This window comes from Pseudomonas sp. EpS/L25 (assembly GCF_001512295.1).
Taxonomy (GTDB): Bacteria; Pseudomonadota; Gammaproteobacteria; order Pseudomonadales; family Pseudomonadaceae; genus Chryseomonas.
Genome location: NZ_LNUP01000011.1, coordinates 791,844 through 808,705, shown reverse-complemented (window position 1 = coordinate 808,705; position 16,862 = coordinate 791,844). Strand labels below are relative to the sequence as shown.

Genomic DNA, 16,862 nt, shown 5'->3' with positions numbered 1-16,862 from the left:
CGACTTCTCCTGTCGAGGGTTCAAGACTGCGCAGCGGCCAAGAGGCTGCGGCCGAGGTAATCCTTTGGATCGGTGATGCCCGGCAGGACGAAGAAGTAACCGCCGCCGATGGGCTTGATGTATTCCTCCAGCGGCTCGCCATCCAGGCGCTTCTGCACGGCGATGAAGCCCTGCTCGAGATCGGCCTGGTAGGCGATGAACAGCAGGCCCATGTCGAGCTGGCCGTTCCTGCGCACGCCGTTGGAGTAGTTGAAGGGCCGGCGCAGGATGAGATTGCGCTGGCTCTCCGGGGTGCGTGGGTTGGCCAGGCGGATGTGGGCGTCCAGCGGCGTGACCTGGCCCTTGGGATCGCTGGCGTAATCCGGTACGTCGGTTTCGTGACCGCCCGACATGGGCGCGCCACTGGCCTTGCGCCGACCGAAGATGGCTTCCTGCTCCTGCAGCGGCGTGCGATCCCAGCGCTCGACGAAGTTGCGGATGATGCGTACCGCCTGGTAGCTGCCCTGGGCGGCCCAGGCGGGCTCGCCGTTGCCAGGCTGGACCCAGACGATATGGTCCATGGCCCGCTGGTCGGTGGAGTCGGGGTTGGCCGAGCCATCGCGGAAGCCGAGGAAATTGCGTGCGCTCTCCACGGGCTTGCCGGGTACCGGGTCCTGCACGGGCACGCTGCCTTCCTGCTTCCAGCGGATCGCCAGCAGGTCGGGCAGGTTCTTCACGATGTCGCGCAGGGCGTGGATGTTGGTGTCGGGGGTATTGGCACAGAACTGCAGGCAGAGATCGCCATGGCAGCAGTCCGCTTCCAGGGCATCGTTGGGAAAACCCGTCATGCGCTGCAGGTGCTTGGGCCTGGCCGCCGCCAGGCCGAAGCGGTCGTCGAACAGGGATTCGCCCACCGAGACGGTGATGGTGAGGTTGTCGGGCGTCACCACGGGGCCGAGGATGCCGGAATCCAGTGGCGGTAGCCTGGGGTTCACCTCGGGCACGGGACCGCCCTGCATGAGGAAGCGAATGCGCTCGTCGAGGGTACGCAGCAGCCGCTCCAGGTCTTCGCGATCGCTGGCCAGGACATCGAAGGCCACGACCATGCCGGCCGCCGGGCGCGGAGTGACGATGCCGCTCTGGTGCCGGCCAAAGAACTCCTGACGCTGATGGGTGTTGGCACTACCGGGGGCACGGGTCACCTCGGCGGTGCTGGCGGCCTGGGCATGCATCGGGCAGAGTCCGGCGCCGGCCAGGGCCAGGCCGGTGGCGCCGAGGCCGCCCAGCAGCCGGCGACGGTCGATATTGGGCTGATCGGAAGGTTTCTTCATGACGAGGTCTTGGTCGCGGCGAGGCCGAGGGCAGGGGCTACCTGGTCGAGGGTATCGGCCAGGGCCTGGGCCGCTGCGGCGATACGGTTGCGTTCTTCGCTGGAGAGGCTGGCATAGGGACGCCGCTGATCGCCCAGGGCCGTGGCGAAGGCCTGGACCTGGCTGTCGAGTCGCTGCTGCAGGTCCTGGTGGCCTTTGCTCAACAGCGGCCGCAGCAGGTCGATGATCTTGCGAGTGCCGTCCAGGTTCGCGGCGAAGCCGGGCAGCACGAGCTGGCTGTAGCGCTCTTCCTCACCGGAAATGCGCGTGGTGGCCAGATTGTGCAGCAGGCGCGCAGCGTTGCCGCTGAGTTGCTCCGGCGGCAGTGACTGGCCGAGCAGGGCGTCGCGCAGCGCGACGGCGTCCTGCTGCAGGCGCGCGGCGACGGGCTCCAGCCCGGCCGTGCTGTTGGCGGCGAACAACCCTTGTTCGAGGCGGTGGAAGCCACCGAAGGCGGGATCCTGCTCGCGCTTTTCGTAGTAGTCGGCGCGGGCGTTGAGGCGATTGTCCAGCTCGGCGAAGCGCTGGGCGGTGGCGGCCAGGCGCTGGTACGGCAGGCGGGCGGCGGCGTAGGCGGTACGTGCCTGGTTCAGGTCGCCGGTGGCCAGGGCTTGCTGCAGGGCGCTGATGCCCTGCAACAGCAGGCGGCTCTGCTGATTCAGGTAGACGCGGTATTCCGACAGCGGCCCGATGAATTGGGTCAGGGTCGGGCCGGCCTTGCTGGCGGCTTCCGAGGCGGCGGTGGGGAGTACCTTCAACGTCCCCCGTGGATTGCTCAGCAAGCCACAGGTGATGGCGTAGTCGCCGGGGGCCAGGGTGGCGTTGATTACCTGGCTGAGGCCGGGGGCGATGTTCTCGCGCTCCTCGACCACCAGGACGCCGTCGAGAATCTCCCACTCAACCGCGCGGTCCGAGCGGTTGACGATGCGGAAGCGGGCCGGTCCCGCGGGCACTTCGAGGGCATTAGGTTCGCAGCGATTGGCCAGGATGTCGACCTTGATTTCGCCGTCGGCCACGGCGGCGTGACGCTCGCCCGCCGAGCGCGAGGCGTAGTAGAAGGCCGCGGCCGCCACGATCAGTAGGCTCGCGGAGCCGAACAGGGCCAGGCGCAGTGCCGGCGAGGTTTTCTTCGGCAGGTTGGCGTTCGGTGCGTTCACGGCTGGCGCTCCAGCGAAGCGGTGGAAGGATTCGACGCGGCCGGGCGCGACGGTGCCGGAGTGCGGAAGAACAGCGGCAGGGTGACGGCGAGGAACAGCAGGTAGGCGCCGAGGGTACTCACGGTCGGGGTGTCCTGGTAACCGAACATGCCGGCCAGCACCGTGCCAACCGGGCCGTCGGCGGGCAGCACGTGGCTCCAGTCGAACAGCACCTGCTGCAGCGAATTCCACAAGCCGGCTTCATGCAGCGCCTTGATCGAGTTGGTGAACAGGCCGGCCGCGACGAACAGGATGAACAGCCCGGTGAAACGGAAGAACTTGCCCAGGTTCAGTCGCACGCCGCCGGTGTAGAGGCCATAACCCACCGCGATGGCGATGATCAGCCCCAGCAGGGCACCCAGCGGGGCACCCGGACCGGCGCTCTGCTGGAAGATGGCCAGCAGGAAGAACACGGTTTCCAGCCCTTCACGGGCGACTGCCAGGAACACCATGCCAATCAGGGCATAGACCTGGTTACGCGAGGCGGACAGGGCGTTCTCCAGGGATTCGTGCAGTTCGCTCTTGATGGAACGCGCTGCCTTGCGCATCCAGAACACCATGGAGGTCAGAATGGCGGTCGCGGCCAGACCGACCACCGCTTCGAACAGCTCCTGCTGGCGCTGTGGAAACTCGGCGCTGGCCAGCTGCAGGCCGGCGCCGACGAAGAGCGAAAGGGCTGCCGCCAGCATCACGCCGATCCACACCGCCGGCATCCAGTGGCCGCGCCCGGTGCGTTGCAGATAGCTGGCGATGATGCCAACGATGAGCGCCGCCTCGATACCTTCGCGGAGCATGATCAGGAAAGGGACGAGCATGGAGTGGATCACCGCCTGAGAAGAGAAAGAGCGAACGCCCTTCGCAATCGGCACTTTGTATCACAATGATTCGGTTTGTTAAATGAGGATGATTCTCGTGCGACCGCTCGCCAGGTCTGCACAAAGACGACTGGCGCGCGCTTTTGGGCTCAGCTGCGGAAGGCCACGGCGGTGTCGGGCGCCTTACCTGTGGCGAAGCGCCGGACCTCGCGCCAGTTACGCAGATCGACCACCGCCAGCTGGTTGTCTTCCAGTGCCGCGAACAGGCGCTCGCCGTCGGGGGCGAGGTTGAGCCCCGGTACGGCACTGCCCATGGGCAGATAGGCCACTTCGGCCAGGGTGTCGGGCCTGAGCAGTGACAGACTCTTGTCCGCCAGGTTGGAGACCAGCAGCCGACCATCCGGCAGGGCGACTACGCGTACGGCTTCTCCGCGCAACCTGGCCTGGCTGATGGGGGCGAGGTCGCGGGCGTCCAGCGCATGGAGGATGCCGGCGAAGCGATCCAGCACATAGAAGACGCGCTCGTCCGGACTCAGGCAGCAGCCTTCTGGCGCCTGGCCAAGCAGTCTTTTCACCGGCAGGACGGCGGGATTGTGGGTATCCACCAGGATCACCAGGCCGCTCAGGGTATCGGCGACATAGGCACGGCGCCCGTCACGGGTCAGTACGAAGTAGTGGCTGCGGGTGCCGCCCACCGGGACGATCTGGCTGGGGTACTCGGCAGTCGCGGGCTGGTCGAAGCGGATGAGCAGCGAATCGGTCTCGCTGAGCACATAGAGGCGACCCTGGTCATCCAGGCGCATGCCGTGCAGGCGGTGATAGGGCGACAGCTCGATGGATCTCACCAGGCGGCGTTCGGCGAGATCGATCACGCTGACCTGATGCCCCCCTTCGCCAGGCGCCTGCCAGCTCTTGACTCCGTACTGGCCGACATAGGCATAGCGCCCTTGGCGATCGGCGACGATCTCGTGGGGTTGCGCAGGCAGCTCCAGGCTGCCGACGCGCTCGCCGTCGGTAAGGCGGTAGAAGCCGACGCCAGGCGCTTCCTTCTCGACCAGGGCGAGATACTCGGTGTTCGCCGCGAGGACGCGGAGCGGATAGCTGCCCAGCAAGGGCAGGGCAGCACTGGCGGCGAGCAGGCCGAGGGTCTGGCGGCGATTCAGGTGGGGCATAGGAGGTCTCCCGGTAGGCAAGCCTCCCTGCCAGGGTCGTGCGAATCCGTGCTACTCGAACAGACCCTTGAACCAGTCCCAAAGTCCCACGTGATAATCCGGCAGGATGTCGATGCCGAGCGCGGACTTGAGCAGATAGAGCAACACCAGCCCGACCAGGCCGCAGGCCAGCAGGATCACCGCCAGCATCGTGGCCTTGCCGAGCAGCGATAGCTCCTGCTCCAGGCGCGAGAGCTGCCGGTAGTTGCGCCCGGCCAGGACGACGAAGTAATAGCGGCGATGCCAGAATTTGAGGGTGCCGCGCAGGTCGATGCTGTGCTTGCCCCAGCTGCGCGTGCCGAACGCCAGCTTCAATGCCTCCAGTTGCTCCTCCGTGAAGGAGTCCCGCAACTCTTCCGGGAGGCGCTCCTTCAGGCCGGCGATGAAAGGATCATGGCGATAGCTGCGGTCCTGCATGGCGAAAGCTTCCCTCTTAAAGTGGCGAAAGCAGTCTGAGGGGCGTGCCACCCGGACGTTCCGCCGGACCTGATAGGCGGAGGCGCTCGCGGGACGATCGGTCAGGCGGTGACCCGACGCGGCCGCAGCACTTCGGCGCGGGCCCGCAACTGGCCACAGCCGCCATCGACGTCTTGCCCGGCCGAATTGCGCACCTTGGTCAGTAGACCGCGGCTGTGCAGGTAGCGCACGATCTGCACGATGCGCTCGCCGTCCGGGCGCTGGTAGTCGTCCACTTCCAGGCTGTTGTAGGGAATCAGGTTGAGCACGCCGTACTTGCCCTTCATCAGCCGCAGCAGTTCATCCATCTCCTCCTGGCTGTCGTTGATGCCGGCGAGCAGCGTCCACTGGTACTGGATCGGATAACCGATAAGCCGGGCATAGGCTTCGCCCTGTTCGATCAGCTCGCCCGGCTCATAGCGGGGCGCCCTGGGCAGCAGCCGGGCCCGACGCTCGGCATCGGTGCTGTGCAGCGACAGCGCCAGCGCCGGTCTGACGGCCTGCCGGGGCAGGCGCTCGAACACCCGCGGATCGCCGACGGTAGAAAACACCAGGTTGCGATGGCCGATACCGCCGGCCGTGCCCAGCAGGTCGATGGCGTCCAGCACGTTGTCCAGGTTGTGGGCCGGCTCGCCCATGCCCATGAACACCACCTTCTTCACTGGCCTTATCCGGCGGGCAAGAGCGACCTGGGCGACGATCTCGGCGCTGCCCACCTGGCGCAGCAGGCCGCTCTTGCCGGTCATGCAGAAGACGCAGCCCACCGCGCAGCCGACCTGGGACGACACGCAGAGACCGTCGCGGGGCAGCAGCACGCTTTCCACCGCCTGGCCGTCGGCCAGGGTCACCAGCATCCGCGCCGAGCCATCGGCACCCGGGTGCTCCGAGGTGATCCGTGCCAGCCCTTCCAGCCGCGCGGTCAGCTCGGGGATGGCCTTGCGCACCTCCAGTGGCAGGAAGTTCTCCGCGTGCTGGCGCCGGGTGCCGGTATCCAGTGGCAGGCCCTGACACCAGGCGCGTAGGATGCGGGCGCTGTGCTTGGGCTTGGCGCCGGCATCGGCGAGCAGTTGGACGACATCGGAAATACGCATGGGAAAACGGCAGGTCGGGGGGCGGGCGGCGATAATAGGCCAGGGCAGGGATGCTATCCTAGCCCTTTGCAAGACGAGGACCCGTCATGAAGTTCATCCACCAGCGCGAGCATCTCAACGAGGGCGACCTGGTCGTCATCCAGAGTTCGGGGGTGTGCAACATCCGCCTGATGAACGATGCCAATTTCCGCAGCTTCAAGAATGGCGGCCGCCATAGTTACCACGGCGGCGCCTTCGACACCTTTCCGGCGCGCATTACCGTGCCCAGCACCGGCTTCTGGAACATCACCCTGGACACCGTCACCAAGCGGCCGATCAGCGTGACGCGCAAGCCCGACATCAAGCACTCCATCAAGATCGTCCGCCGCTCGCCTTCCGAGCTGCGTTGAGTCAAGGGTCGCCCATAGAGGAGCGACCCTGGCCGTCACTTCGGCTGCAGCTCCAGCAGTCGCGCGTTGGCGCCGTCTTCCAAGACCCAGAGACTGCCGTTGGGACCTTCCTCGACATCGCGGATGCGCGTGCCCATGGCATAGCGCTCCACCTCCCGCGCCTCTTCGCCCTTGAGCTCGATCCGCACCAGCGACTTGGACGATAGGCCACCGATGAAGGCATTGCCCTTCCAGGCAGGGAAACGATTGCCTTCGTAGATCATCAGGCCCGCAGGAGAAATCACCGGCGTCCAGGTGATCTTCGGCGGGATGAATTTCGGGTTGGTCGAGTGATCCGGGATCGGCTTGCCGCCATAGTGGTCGCCGTTGGAGACCTCCGGATAGCCGTAATTGCCGCCGCGCTGGATCAGATTCAACTCGTCACCGCCCTGGGGGCCCATCTCCTGTTCCCACAAGTGACCCTGGGCGTCGAAGGCGACGCCCAGCGGATTGCGATGGCCCAGCGACCACACCTGAGCTGCTACGCCGCCTTGCTGGGCGAAGGGGTTGTCCGCTGGGACGCTGCCATCGTCGTTGAGACGGATGATCTTGCCGAGGTTGCCGGTCATGTCCTGCGCCGGCGTGAATTTCTGCCGCTCGCCCGAGGTGATCCACAGCTTGCCATCCGGCCCGAATCTCATCCGATGGCCATAGTGACCATTGCCTGTGACCTTGGGCGTCTGCCGCCAGATCACCTCGAGCTCGCTGAGCGAGCCGCTGCCGTCTTCCTTCAGCGTCAACCTGGCCCGGGCGATTGCAGCACCCTGGGTGCCATCTTCGCCGGCCTCGGCATAGCTCAGGTAGATCAGTCGGTTGCTGGCGTACTGCGGATGCAGGATGACATCGCCCAGCCCACCCTGGCCGGCGGCGACCACCTTGGGCACGCCGCCGATGTCCTGGGCCTTGCCGGTCTGCACGTTCAGGTGCTTGAGGACGCCGCCTTTCTCGGTGACCAGGGCGGTGCCATCCGGCAGGAAGGCGATGGCCCAGGGCGCGTTCAGGGTAGCCCGGGGCGTGGCGGTGAAGGGCCACTGCTCCTGGGAGAGTGCCTGGGGCGCGGCGCTGGCGTTCAGGGTGGCAAAACCGAGCAGGAGACTGCAGGCGGCTAGGGTAAGGCCTCTCATGGGCACGCGATCCTCGTCGTTGGAAGTCCCTACACCCTAGTAGGGACGCCAGCGAAAAGGAGCGCGTTTTTGTTACCTGAGGCGTCTGCCGGATTAGTTGTCATACCCCAAATTCGGCGCCAACCATCGCTCTGTCACCGCCAACTCCTGGCCCTTACGCTCCGTGTAACGCTCCACTTGATCCTTGTCGATCTTGCCCACGGCGAAGTACTGGGCCTCGGGGTGGGCGAAGTACCAGCCGCTGACGGCGGCTGCCGGGAACATGGCGTAGTGCTCGGTGAGGAAGACGCCGCTGCGACCGGCCTCGTTGAAGCGTGCCTCGGGGTCGAGCAGGGCGAAGAGGGTGGCCTTCTCGGTGTGGTCGGGGCAGGCCGGGTAGCCGGGGGCGGGGCGGATGCCCTTGTATTGCTCGCGGATCAGCGCCTCGTTGTCCAGGGTCTCGTCCGCGGCGTAGCCCCAGTGCTCCTTGCGCACCCGCTCGTGCAGCCACTCGGCGCAGGCTTCGGCGAGGCGGTCGGCCAGGGCCTTGACCATGATGGAGTTGTAGTCGTCGCCCTTGCGCTCGTAGTCCTTGGCCAGTTCCTCGGCGCCGATACCGGCGGTGACGATGAAGCCGCCCACGTAGTCGGTCACGCCCGTTTCCTTGGGCGCGACGAAGTCGGCCAGGGAGAGATTGGGCTTGCCTTCGGGCTTGATGGTCTGCTGGCGCAGATGGTGCAGGGTGGCCAGCGGCTGACCATCCTCGCCATAGACCTCCAGGTCGTCGTCCCGCACCTGGTTGGCCGGCCAGAAGCCGAATACGGCGCGGGCCTTGATCAGCTTCTCGTCGATCAGCTTCTTGAGCATCGCCTGGGCGTCGTGGAACAGCGCGGTCGCCGCTTCGCCCACCACCTCGTCGGTGAGGATGCGCGGGTACTTGCCGGCCAGGTCCCAGGAGATGAAGAAGGGCGTCCAGTCGATGTACTCGGCCAGTACCGCCAGGTCGATGTCCTCCAGCACCCGGGTGCCGGTGAAGCTCGGCTTGGTCGCCTGGTAGCCCAGCCAATTGAAGGCCGGCTTGTTGGCCACGGCCTTTTCATAGGACAGGCGTTCGGTGCGGGCGCTGCGATTGGCGGTACGCTCGCGCACCTCGACATAGTCGGCGCGGGTGCGCTCGACGAAGCCGGCCTTGAGTTCCTTGGACAGCAACTGGGTGGCCACGCCCACGGCGCGCGACGCGTCGGTGACATAGACCACGGCATCGTTCTTGTACTGCGGTTCGATCTTGACCGCGGTATGGGCCTTGGAGGTGGTGGCGCCGCCGATCATCAGCGGCAGGGTGAAGCCCTGGCGCTGCATCTCCTTGGCGACGTGGACCATCTCGTCCAGCGAGGGGGTGATCAGGCCGGATAGGCCGATGATGTCGCACTTCTCGGCGATGGCGGTCTGCAGGATCCTTTCCGCCGGGACCATCACGCCCAGGTCGACGATGTCGTAGCCGTTGCAGCCCAGCACCACGCCGACGATGTTCTTGCCGATGTCGTGGACGTCACCCTTGACCGTGGCCATGAGGATCTTGCCCTTGGCCTCGGGCTTGTCGCCTTTCTCTGCCTCGATGAAGGGGATCAGGTGCGCCACCGCCTGCTTCATCACCCGGGCGGACTTGACCACCTGGGGCAGGAACATCTTGCCCGAGCCGAACAGGTCGCCGACCACGTTCATGCCGCTCATCAGCGGGCCCTCGATGACCTCGATGGGGCGCGCGCACTGCTGGCGGCACTCCTCGGTGTCTTCGACGATATAGGTGGTGATGCCCTTGACCAGCGCATGCTCCAGCCGCTTGCCCACCGGCAGGCCGCGCCACTCCTCGGTCTCGGCTTCCTTGACCGCGCCACCGCCCTTGTAGTCGTCGGCGATGGCCAGCAGGGCGTCGGTGCCCGCCGGGGTGCGGTTGAGCACCACATCCTCGACCCGCTCGCGCAGCGCCGCGGGGATCTCGTCGTAGATCTCCAGCTGGCCGGCATTGACGATACCCATGGTCAGGCCGTTCTGGATGGCGTGGTAGAGGAAGACCGAATGGATGGCCTCGCGCACCGGGTTGTTGCCGCGGAACGAGAAGGAGACGTTGGATACACCGCCGGAGGTGAGGGCGTAGGGCAGGTTGTCGCGGATGAAGGCGCAGGCGTTGATGAAATCGACCGCGTAATTGTTGTGCTCCTCGATCCCGGTCGCCACGGCGAAGATGTTGGGGTCGAAGATGATGTCTTCCGGCGGGAAGCCGACCTGGTTGACCAGGATGTCGTAGGAGCGGGCGCAGATCTCGTTCTTGCGCGCCTCGGTATCGGCCTGGCCGTCTTCGTCGAAGGCCATGACCACCACCGCCGCACCGTATCTCTTGCACAGCTTGGCGTGATGGATGAAGGCCTCGACACCTTCCTTCATGGAGATGGAATTGACGATGCCCTTGCCCTGGATGCACTTGAGACCGGCCTCGATCACCTCCCACTTGGAGGAGTCGATCATGATCGGCACCCGGGAGATGTCCGGCTCGGAGGCGATCAGGTTGAGGAAGGTGACCATGGCCGCCTTCGAGTCCAGCATACCCTCGTCCATGTTGATGTCGATGACCTGGGCGCCGGCTTCCACCTGCTGCTGGGCCACTTCCAGGGCCTCGGCATAGTTCTCTTCGCGGATCAGCCGGGCGAACTTGGCCGAGCCGGTGATGTTGGTGCGCTCGCCGACGTTGACGAACAGCGACTCGCGGCTGATGGTGAAGGGCTCCAGGCCGGAGAGACGACAGGCCTTGGGAATCTCCGGCAGCTGGCGCGGCGGATGCTTGGCGACCGCTTCGGCGATGGCCCGGATGTGCGCCGGGGTGGTGCCGCAGCAGCCGCCGACGATGTTGAGCAGGCCACTGGCCGCGAATTCCTCGACCACCACCGCCATTTGCTCGGGGCTTTCGTCGTATTCACCGAAGGCATTGGGCAGGCCAGCGTTGGGGTGGGCGGAGACGAAGGTGTCGGCCTTGGTCGCCAGTTCCTCGACATAGGGCCGCAGTTCCTTGGCGCCCAGGGCACAGTTGAGCCCCACGGAAATCGGCTTGGCGTGGCGCACGGAGTTCCAGAAGGCTTCGGTGGTCTGGCCCGACAGGGTACGGCCGGAGGCGTCGGTGATGGTGCCGGAGATCATGATCGGCAGCTCGATGCCGACCTCTTCGAACACGCCCTGGACGGCGAAGATGGCCGCCTTGGCGTTCAGCGTATCGAAGATGGTCTCGATCAGGATGAGGTCGGCTCCGCCTTCGATCAGGCCACGGGTGGCCTCGGTGTAGTTCTCCACCAGCTCGTCGAAGGTGACATTGCGATAGCCAGGGTTGTTGACGTCCGGAGAGATGGAGCAGGTGCGGCTGGTCGGGCCGAGTACGCCGGCGACGAAGCGCGGCCGATCCGGCGTCTCCAGCGTCTTGGCATCGGCCACCTCGCGGGCGACCCGGGCACCGGCCAGGTTCAGCTCGTAGGTGACCTCCTCCATGCCATAGTCGGCCTGGGAGACGCGGGTAGCGTTGAAGGTATTGGTCTCGAGGATGTCGGCGCCGGCATCCAGGTAGGCCTTCTCGATCTCGGCGATGATCCTGGGCTGGGTCAGCAGCAGCAGGTCGTTGTTGCCCTTGACGTCGCTCGGCCAGTCGGCGAAGCGCTCGCCGCGGTAGTCCGCCTCTTCCAGCCGATAGCTCTGGATCATGGTGCCCATGCCGCCGTCGAGGATGAGAATGCGCTGCGCGAGGGCTTGGCGGAGGGCGGCGAGGCGAGAGCTACGATCGGTCATGGGCGTTCCAGAAAGATGAAGAGATACTGGCGAAGGGCGGCAGCATAGCAAAAGCCGGGGCCAGGCCGGTGGCCAGCATCCGCTGAAGATGAGTGCCGCTCATGCAGCCCTGGGGCGCCGTTCATGCCAGCGGGACGCGGCGTCCGGCGCCAGTGGCGTGCAGGCGCGGCACGACCTGCTTTACTGTGCAGTGACCGACGTTTACTGTGCGTCAAAACTGCGTCATGGAAGGTGGCCGTGATTCCTCTGGTGATTTGTGACGACTCGAACATGGCGCGCAAGCAGCTGGTTCGCTCCCTGCCGGAGGGTTGGGCCGTATCCATCACCCAGGCTACCAATGGCGAAGAGGCCCTGACCGCACTGCGCCAGGGGCTCGGCCAGGTCATGCTGCTGGACCTGACCATGCCGATCCTGGACGGCTACGGCACCCTGGCGGCCATCCGTAGCGAAGGCCTGCCGGTCAAGGTGATCGTGGTCTCGGGCGACGTCCAGGAGCAGGCCGTCGCTCGCGTCCGCGAATTGGGCGCTCTGGATTTCATTCGCAAACCGGCCGATCCTGGCGAACTCGCCAAGGTGCTCGAGCGCCATGGCCTCTATAGCGCCAATGCGGCGGCAGCGGCGGAATCCACCGAGCCGATCGAGCGCCCGGAATTGCAGGTCAGTTTCCGCGATGCCCTGCGCGAGGTGGTCAACGTCTCCATGGGCCGCGCCGGGGCCCTGCTGGCCAAGGCGCTGGATGTGTTCGTCCAGCTGCCGATTCCCAACGTCAACATCCTGGAAGTCAGCGAGCTGCACATGACGCTGGTGGATGCCCAGCGCGAGGATCGACTCAGCGCGGTGTGCCAGGGCTACATCGGCGAGGGTATCGCCGGCGAAGCCCTGCTGATCTTCCATGACTCCGAACTCCACGACATGTCACGCCTGGTGCGTTGGCGCGAGGCAGGGGAGTCCGGCGACATCGAGATGCTGCTGGACCTGTCGAGCATCATCATCGGCGCCTGCCTCGCCGGCATCGCGGAGCAGTTCGACATCCGCTTCTCCCAAGGCCATCCCACCATCCTCGGTCACCATGCGTCCATCGACGAGCTCATCGTCGTCAACAAGACCCGCTGGAAGAAGACCCTGGCGGTCGAACTCAGTTACAGCCTGGAAGGCCATAACGTCCACTTCGATCTGCTGCTGCTGTTCACCGAGGACTCGGTGAAGCGCATCACCCGCAAGATCGGCTACCTGATGAGTTGAGCATGGCCGCACAGATCGACATCAATGAGCTCCATTGGCTACTGGACATCGTGCAGAACATCGACGTCGGCGTCGTGGTGCTCGACCTCGAGTACCGCATCGAGGTCTGGAACAGCTTCATGGAAAACCATTCCGGGCGGATTCTCGGCGAGGTCAGCCAGCAATCGCTGTTCGCCGTCTTCGCCGAGATCGACGAAGCCTGGTTCCGCGCCAAGGCCGAGAGTGTGGTCCTGCTGGGGACCCGGGCGTTCTCGATCTGGGAGCAGCGCCCCTACCTGGTCCACTTCAAGAGCTACCAGCCGATCACCGGTGTGGAAGCCTTCATGTACCAGAACGTGACCCTGTTGCCGTTGCGCGATTCCACCGGCGCCATCGCTCACATCTGCGTGGTGATCTACGACGTTACCGACGTCGCCATCAACAAGCGCCAGCTGGAGCTTTCCAACGACAAGCTGCAGGAACTGTCGCGTACCGACCGGCTCACCGGCCTGGCCAATCGCGGCTACTGGGAGGAGCGCCTCACCGAGGAATTCGCCCGGCACCAGCGCTATGGCGGCCGCATGGCCCTGATGATGCTCGACATCGATCACTTCAAGCGCATCAACGACATCTACGGCCACGCCGTGGGCGACCAGGCGATCAAGGCCTTGGCCGGGATGATCAAGACCCATGTCCGCACCGCCGACATCGCTGGCCGCTACGGCGGCGAGGAGTTCGGCATCGTGCTGCTCGATACCGGCGTCGACGGTGCGCGGCTGCTCGCCGAGCGGTTGCGCGAAGCCGTCGAGGCGATGCGCCTGGACGTGCTGGGAACGCCGTTGAACTTCACCATCAGCATTGGCATCACCGACCTCTCCGTGCCGCTGGGCAACCACGAACAGATGATCCAGCAGGCCGACAAGGCGCTGTACGATTCCAAGCATGGCGGGCGCAATCGAGTAACCAGCTTCGTGCACAGCCTGGACTGAAAGCCTGTTCACAGGCTGCTGCACGACGGCCAGGCGGCATTGGCAAGACCCTGGATCGCCAGCCCTACCTAGGCGGCCCCGCCGGAATGCTCATTCACCCCTCGTAAACTCGCACGCGAGCCCGGTTCGCTTCCTCAGGTCTTTGATTCGCTGGTGCTCACCCTTCGAGCCAGCCTTTGAACAGGCTTAGCGTCGATTATCCGACTGTTTCACTAGGGCTTTCGTCCAGGGGTGGGGTGGCGTAAACTTGTCACACCTGTTGAGGAGTGACCATGAGCGCCATCACCATTACCGACGCGGCTCAGGATTACCTGGCCGACCTGTTGGAAAAGCAGAACACCCCCGGGATCGGTATCCGTATCTTCATCACCCAGCCCGGCACCCAGTACGCCGAGACCTGCATCGCCTACTGCAAGCCTGGCGAAGAGAAGCCCGATGACCAGCCCATCGGTCTGAAGAGCTTCACCGCCTATATCGACGCCATCAGCCAGCCTTTCCTCGAAGACGCCCTGGTGGACTACGCCACCGACCGCATGGGCGGTCAGCTGACCATCAAGGCGCCCAACGCCAAGGTGCCCATGGTCAACGAGGACAGCCCGCTCAACGAGCGCGTCGACTACTACCTGCAGACCGAGATCAACCCCGGGCTCGCCAGCCACGGTGGCATGGTGAGCCTGGTCGATATCGTCGACGACAACGTTGCCGTGCTGCGTTTCGGCGGCGGCTGCCAGGGTTGCGGCCAGGTCGACCTGACCCTCAAGGATGGGGTCGAGCGCACCCTGCTGGAACGGATCCCCGAACTCACCGCCGTACGCGACGTGACCGACCACACCAATCGCGAAAACGCCTACTACTAATAGAGCAATTCTCGTGGCCATGGAGGGCTATCGATCAGGTCGATAGCCCTCCGGCGTTTCAGTGGCGTGCTGCGTCATCCGGCAACGCCATCAGTCGCTGCTCCTGCGCCCAGTCGAAGGTTTCGCCTCGGGATTCCGCCTCATGGCGGCGCTCGTCCAAATGCTGATAGAGCGCCAGTTCTTCGTCCGGCATGAAGTGCAGGCAGTCGCCACCAAAGAACCACAGCAGGTCGCGCGGGACGCGATGGGCGATCTGCGGATAGCGGCTGAAGATCTGGCTGAGCAGATCCTGACCGAGATAGGCGTATTCCTCGGGTGCCTTGGGCAGCCCGGCGACCAGCTCATCGAAGCGATCGAGGAACAGCGCGTGATTCTCCGAGGGCACCTGCTCGGCCGTACCGACGTCGGCCAGGACCGCGCGCAGCTGGGCGAGGAGGGCAACGTGGTGATCGAGATAGGAAGTGGCCATGGGTGTCTCCTGAAAAAGCGGCTGCGCAGTATAGGGGCACTGTCCGATATTGTCTGGTTCGACTAGGATCGAACCTTTGCCCTCTGCCGGGGTTATAGGAAGTAGCACTTTTCTTTGCCAATCAGTTCTTGCCGGGAGGCACATGAGTCTAGCTCTCTCCATTCGTGGTCTGACCAAGACCTACAACAACGGCTTCACCGCCCTCAAGGGCATCGACCTCGATGTGGTCGAAGGTGATTTCTTTGCGCTGCTCGGTCCGAATGGGGCCGGTAAGTCGACCACCATTGGCATCCTCTCGACCCTGGTCAACAAGTCGGGCGGCGAGGTCTCGGTGTTCGGCAACGACCTGGACAAGGATCCAGCGGGTCTCAAGCGGTGTCTGGGGGTGGTGCCCCAGGAATTCAATTTCAACCAGTTCGAGAAGGCCTTCGACATCCTGGTAACGCAGGCGGGCTACTACGGTATCCCGGCGCGGATCGCTGGCGAGCGGGCCGAGGAATACCTGACCCAGCTCGGGCTATGGGACAAGCGCGATACGCCCTCGCGCATGCTCTCCGGCGGCATGAAGCGCCGCCTGATGATCGCTCGCGCTCTGATCCACAAGCCGCGCCTGTTGATCCTCGACGAACCCACTGCTGGCGTGGACATCGAGCTACGCCGCTCCATGTGGAGTTTCCTCGCCGAGCTGAACGGGCAGGGGACCAGCATCATCCTCACCACCCACTATCTCGAAGAGGCCGAGCAGCTCTGCCGCAACATCGCCATCATCGACCATGGTGAACTGGTGGAGCACACCAGCATGCGCAAGCTCCTGCAGAAGCTCAACGTCGAAACCTTCATCGTCGATGTGGTCCAGCCGCTGACGGCAGCGCCGCAACTGGAAGGCTATCCGACCCGACTGCTGGGCGATCACTCCTTCGAGGTGCAGATCGACAAGGCCAGCGGCGTCAATGCGCTGTTCCGCCAACTGGACGCCGCCGGCATCCAGGTCCAGAGCCTGAGAAACAAAGCCAACCGCCTGGAGGAGCTGTTCGTCTCCCTGGTGGAAAAGAATCTAGCCAAGGTCGCCCGATGAGTACCGAATTCCAAGCCAACATGGTGGCGCTGCGGACCATCGTCCACCGCGAAGTACGCCGCTTCACCCGCATCTGGGCACAGACGCTGCTGCCCCCGGCGATCACCATGGTCCTGTACTTCGTGATCTTCGGTAATCTGATCGGCAACCGCATCGGGGGCATGGGGGGCTTCACCTACATGCAGTACATCGTGCCGGGCCTGATCATGATGTCGGTGATCACCAACGCCTACAGCAACGTGGTCTCCAGCTTCTTCAGCAGCAAGTTCCAGCGCTCGGTGGAAGAGTTGCTGGTCTCGCCGGTCTCGCCCCATGTCATTCTCATCGGCTACGCCATGGGCGGCATCCTGCGCGGCCTGGCCGTGGCGGCCATCGTCAGCCTGCTGTCACTGTTCTTCACCCACATGCAGGTGCACCACATCGGCATCATGCTGCTGGTGATCGTCCTGACCGCGGCTATCTTCGCCCTGGGCGGCTTCATCAATGCCGTCTATGCACGCAACTTCGACGACATCTCCATCGTGCCGACCTTCGTGCTGACGCCTCTGACCTACCTGGGCGGGGTCTTCTATTCCATCGACCTACTGCCCGAGTTCTGGCAGAAGGTATCCCTGGTCAACCCCATCCTGCACATGGTCAACGCCTTCCGCTACGGCATCCTTGGCGTGTCGGACATCCGCATCGGGGTGGCGATCGCCTTCATGCTGTTCGCCGTGGTCGTGCTTTATCTGGTCAGCATTCGCCTGCTCGTCAGCGGGCGTGGCATGCGTCATTGAG

15 protein-coding genes are annotated in these 16,862 nt (G+C 64.8%); 6 read left to right on the top strand and 9 right to left on the bottom strand.

What is annotated here, in order from left to right; translation table 11 throughout:
- Positions 1-20: 20 nt before the first annotated feature.
- The 6 genes from efeB to AR540_RS12685 all read right to left on the bottom strand — a co-directional run bounded on the left by efeB (position 21) and on the right by AR540_RS12685 (position 6,118).
- Positions 21-1,310 (bottom strand): iron uptake transporter deferrochelatase/peroxidase subunit, encoded by a 1,290-nt coding sequence (gene efeB / locus AR540_RS12710; protein ID WP_059229443.1) that lies wholly within the window; start codon positions 1,308-1,310, stop codon positions 21-23.
- Positions 1,307-2,506 carry an iron uptake system protein EfeO gene (gene efeO / locus AR540_RS12705; RefSeq protein ID WP_082706994.1) on the bottom strand — a complete coding sequence of 400 codons (1,200 nt, stop codon included), beginning with the start codon at positions 2,504-2,506 and terminating at the stop codon, positions 1,307-1,309. Before efeO ends, efeB begins: the two co-directional genes overlap by 4 nt.
- Complete coding sequence (efeU, locus tag AR540_RS12700) at positions 2,503-3,360, bottom strand: iron uptake transporter permease EfeU (protein WP_059229441.1); 858 nt, start codon at positions 3,358-3,360, stop codon at positions 2,503-2,505. The genes efeO and efeU overlap by 4 nt, the downstream gene beginning before the upstream one ends.
- A 149-nt stretch (positions 3,361-3,509) precedes the next feature.
- Positions 3,510-4,532: a YncE family protein gene (locus AR540_RS12695; RefSeq protein ID WP_059229439.1), complete on the bottom strand. Its 1,023-nt coding sequence runs from the start codon at positions 4,530-4,532 to the stop codon at positions 3,510-3,512.
- A 51-nt stretch (positions 4,533-4,583) separates the two neighbouring features.
- The gene (locus AR540_RS12690) at positions 4,584-4,988 is read right to left on the bottom strand and encodes a hypothetical protein (protein WP_059229437.1); all 405 of its coding nucleotides are present in this window, start codon (positions 4,986-4,988) and stop codon (positions 4,584-4,586) included.
- Between the two features lie 101 nt (positions 4,989-5,089).
- A complete protein-coding gene (locus AR540_RS12685; RefSeq protein WP_059229435.1) occupies positions 5,090-6,118 on the bottom strand; it encodes an RNA methyltransferase in 1,029 nt (342 codons plus the stop codon).
- An 86-nt stretch (positions 6,119-6,204) separates the two neighbouring features.
- Between AR540_RS12685 and AR540_RS12680 the strand changes: the two genes are divergently transcribed.
- Positions 6,205-6,507: a DUF1883 domain-containing protein gene (locus tag AR540_RS12680; protein WP_059229432.1), complete on the top strand. Its 303-nt coding sequence runs from the start codon at positions 6,205-6,207 to the stop codon at positions 6,505-6,507.
- A 35-nt stretch (positions 6,508-6,542) separates the two neighbouring features.
- Here AR540_RS12680 and AR540_RS12675 read toward each other — a convergent pair whose 3' ends face one another.
- Positions 6,543-7,670 (bottom strand): PQQ-dependent sugar dehydrogenase, encoded by a 1,128-nt coding sequence (locus tag AR540_RS12675; RefSeq protein ID WP_059229430.1) that lies wholly within the window; start codon positions 7,668-7,670, stop codon positions 6,543-6,545.
- Positions 7,671-7,763: 93 nt separating this feature from the next.
- On the bottom strand, positions 7,764-11,474 hold the full coding sequence (gene metH / locus AR540_RS12670; RefSeq protein ID WP_059229427.1) for a methionine synthase: 3,711 nt from the start codon (positions 11,472-11,474) through the stop codon (positions 7,764-7,766).
- Positions 11,475-11,705: 231 nt separating this feature from the next.
- Between metH and AR540_RS12665 the strand changes: the two genes are divergently transcribed.
- The 3 genes from AR540_RS12665 to nfuA all read left to right on the top strand — a co-directional run bounded on the left by AR540_RS12665 (position 11,706) and on the right by nfuA (position 14,541).
- Positions 11,706-12,716, top strand: a complete 1,011-nt coding sequence (locus AR540_RS12665) for a response regulator (RefSeq protein WP_153014234.1) — start codon at positions 11,706-11,708, stop codon at positions 12,714-12,716.
- 2 nt (positions 12,717-12,718) lie between these two features.
- Positions 12,719-13,684: a sensor domain-containing diguanylate cyclase gene (locus AR540_RS12660; protein WP_059229424.1), complete on the top strand. Its 966-nt coding sequence runs from the start codon at positions 12,719-12,721 to the stop codon at positions 13,682-13,684.
- 272 nt (positions 13,685-13,956) lie between these two features.
- Positions 13,957-14,541, top strand: a complete 585-nt coding sequence (gene nfuA / locus AR540_RS12655; RefSeq protein ID WP_007158397.1) for a Fe-S biogenesis protein NfuA — start codon at positions 13,957-13,959, stop codon at positions 14,539-14,541.
- A 58-nt stretch (positions 14,542-14,599) separates the two neighbouring features.
- Here the strand turns inward: nfuA and AR540_RS12650 are convergent, their stop codons facing one another.
- The gene (locus AR540_RS12650) at positions 14,600-15,010 is read right to left on the bottom strand and encodes a PA2817 family protein (protein WP_059229423.1); all 411 of its coding nucleotides are present in this window, start codon (positions 15,008-15,010) and stop codon (positions 14,600-14,602) included.
- Positions 15,011-15,152: 142 nt separating this feature from the next.
- Between AR540_RS12650 and AR540_RS12645 the strand changes: the two genes are divergently transcribed.
- Entirely contained in the window at positions 15,153-16,085 is a 933-nt protein-coding gene (locus tag AR540_RS12645) for an ABC transporter ATP-binding protein (RefSeq protein ID WP_059229421.1), read from the top strand.
- Positions 16,082-16,861, top strand: coding sequence for an ABC transporter permease (locus AR540_RS12640; protein ID WP_059229419.1), 780 nt, complete (start codon positions 16,082-16,084; stop codon positions 16,859-16,861). The genes AR540_RS12645 and AR540_RS12640 overlap by 4 nt, the downstream gene beginning before the upstream one ends.
- Position 16,862 lies beyond the last annotated feature (1 nt).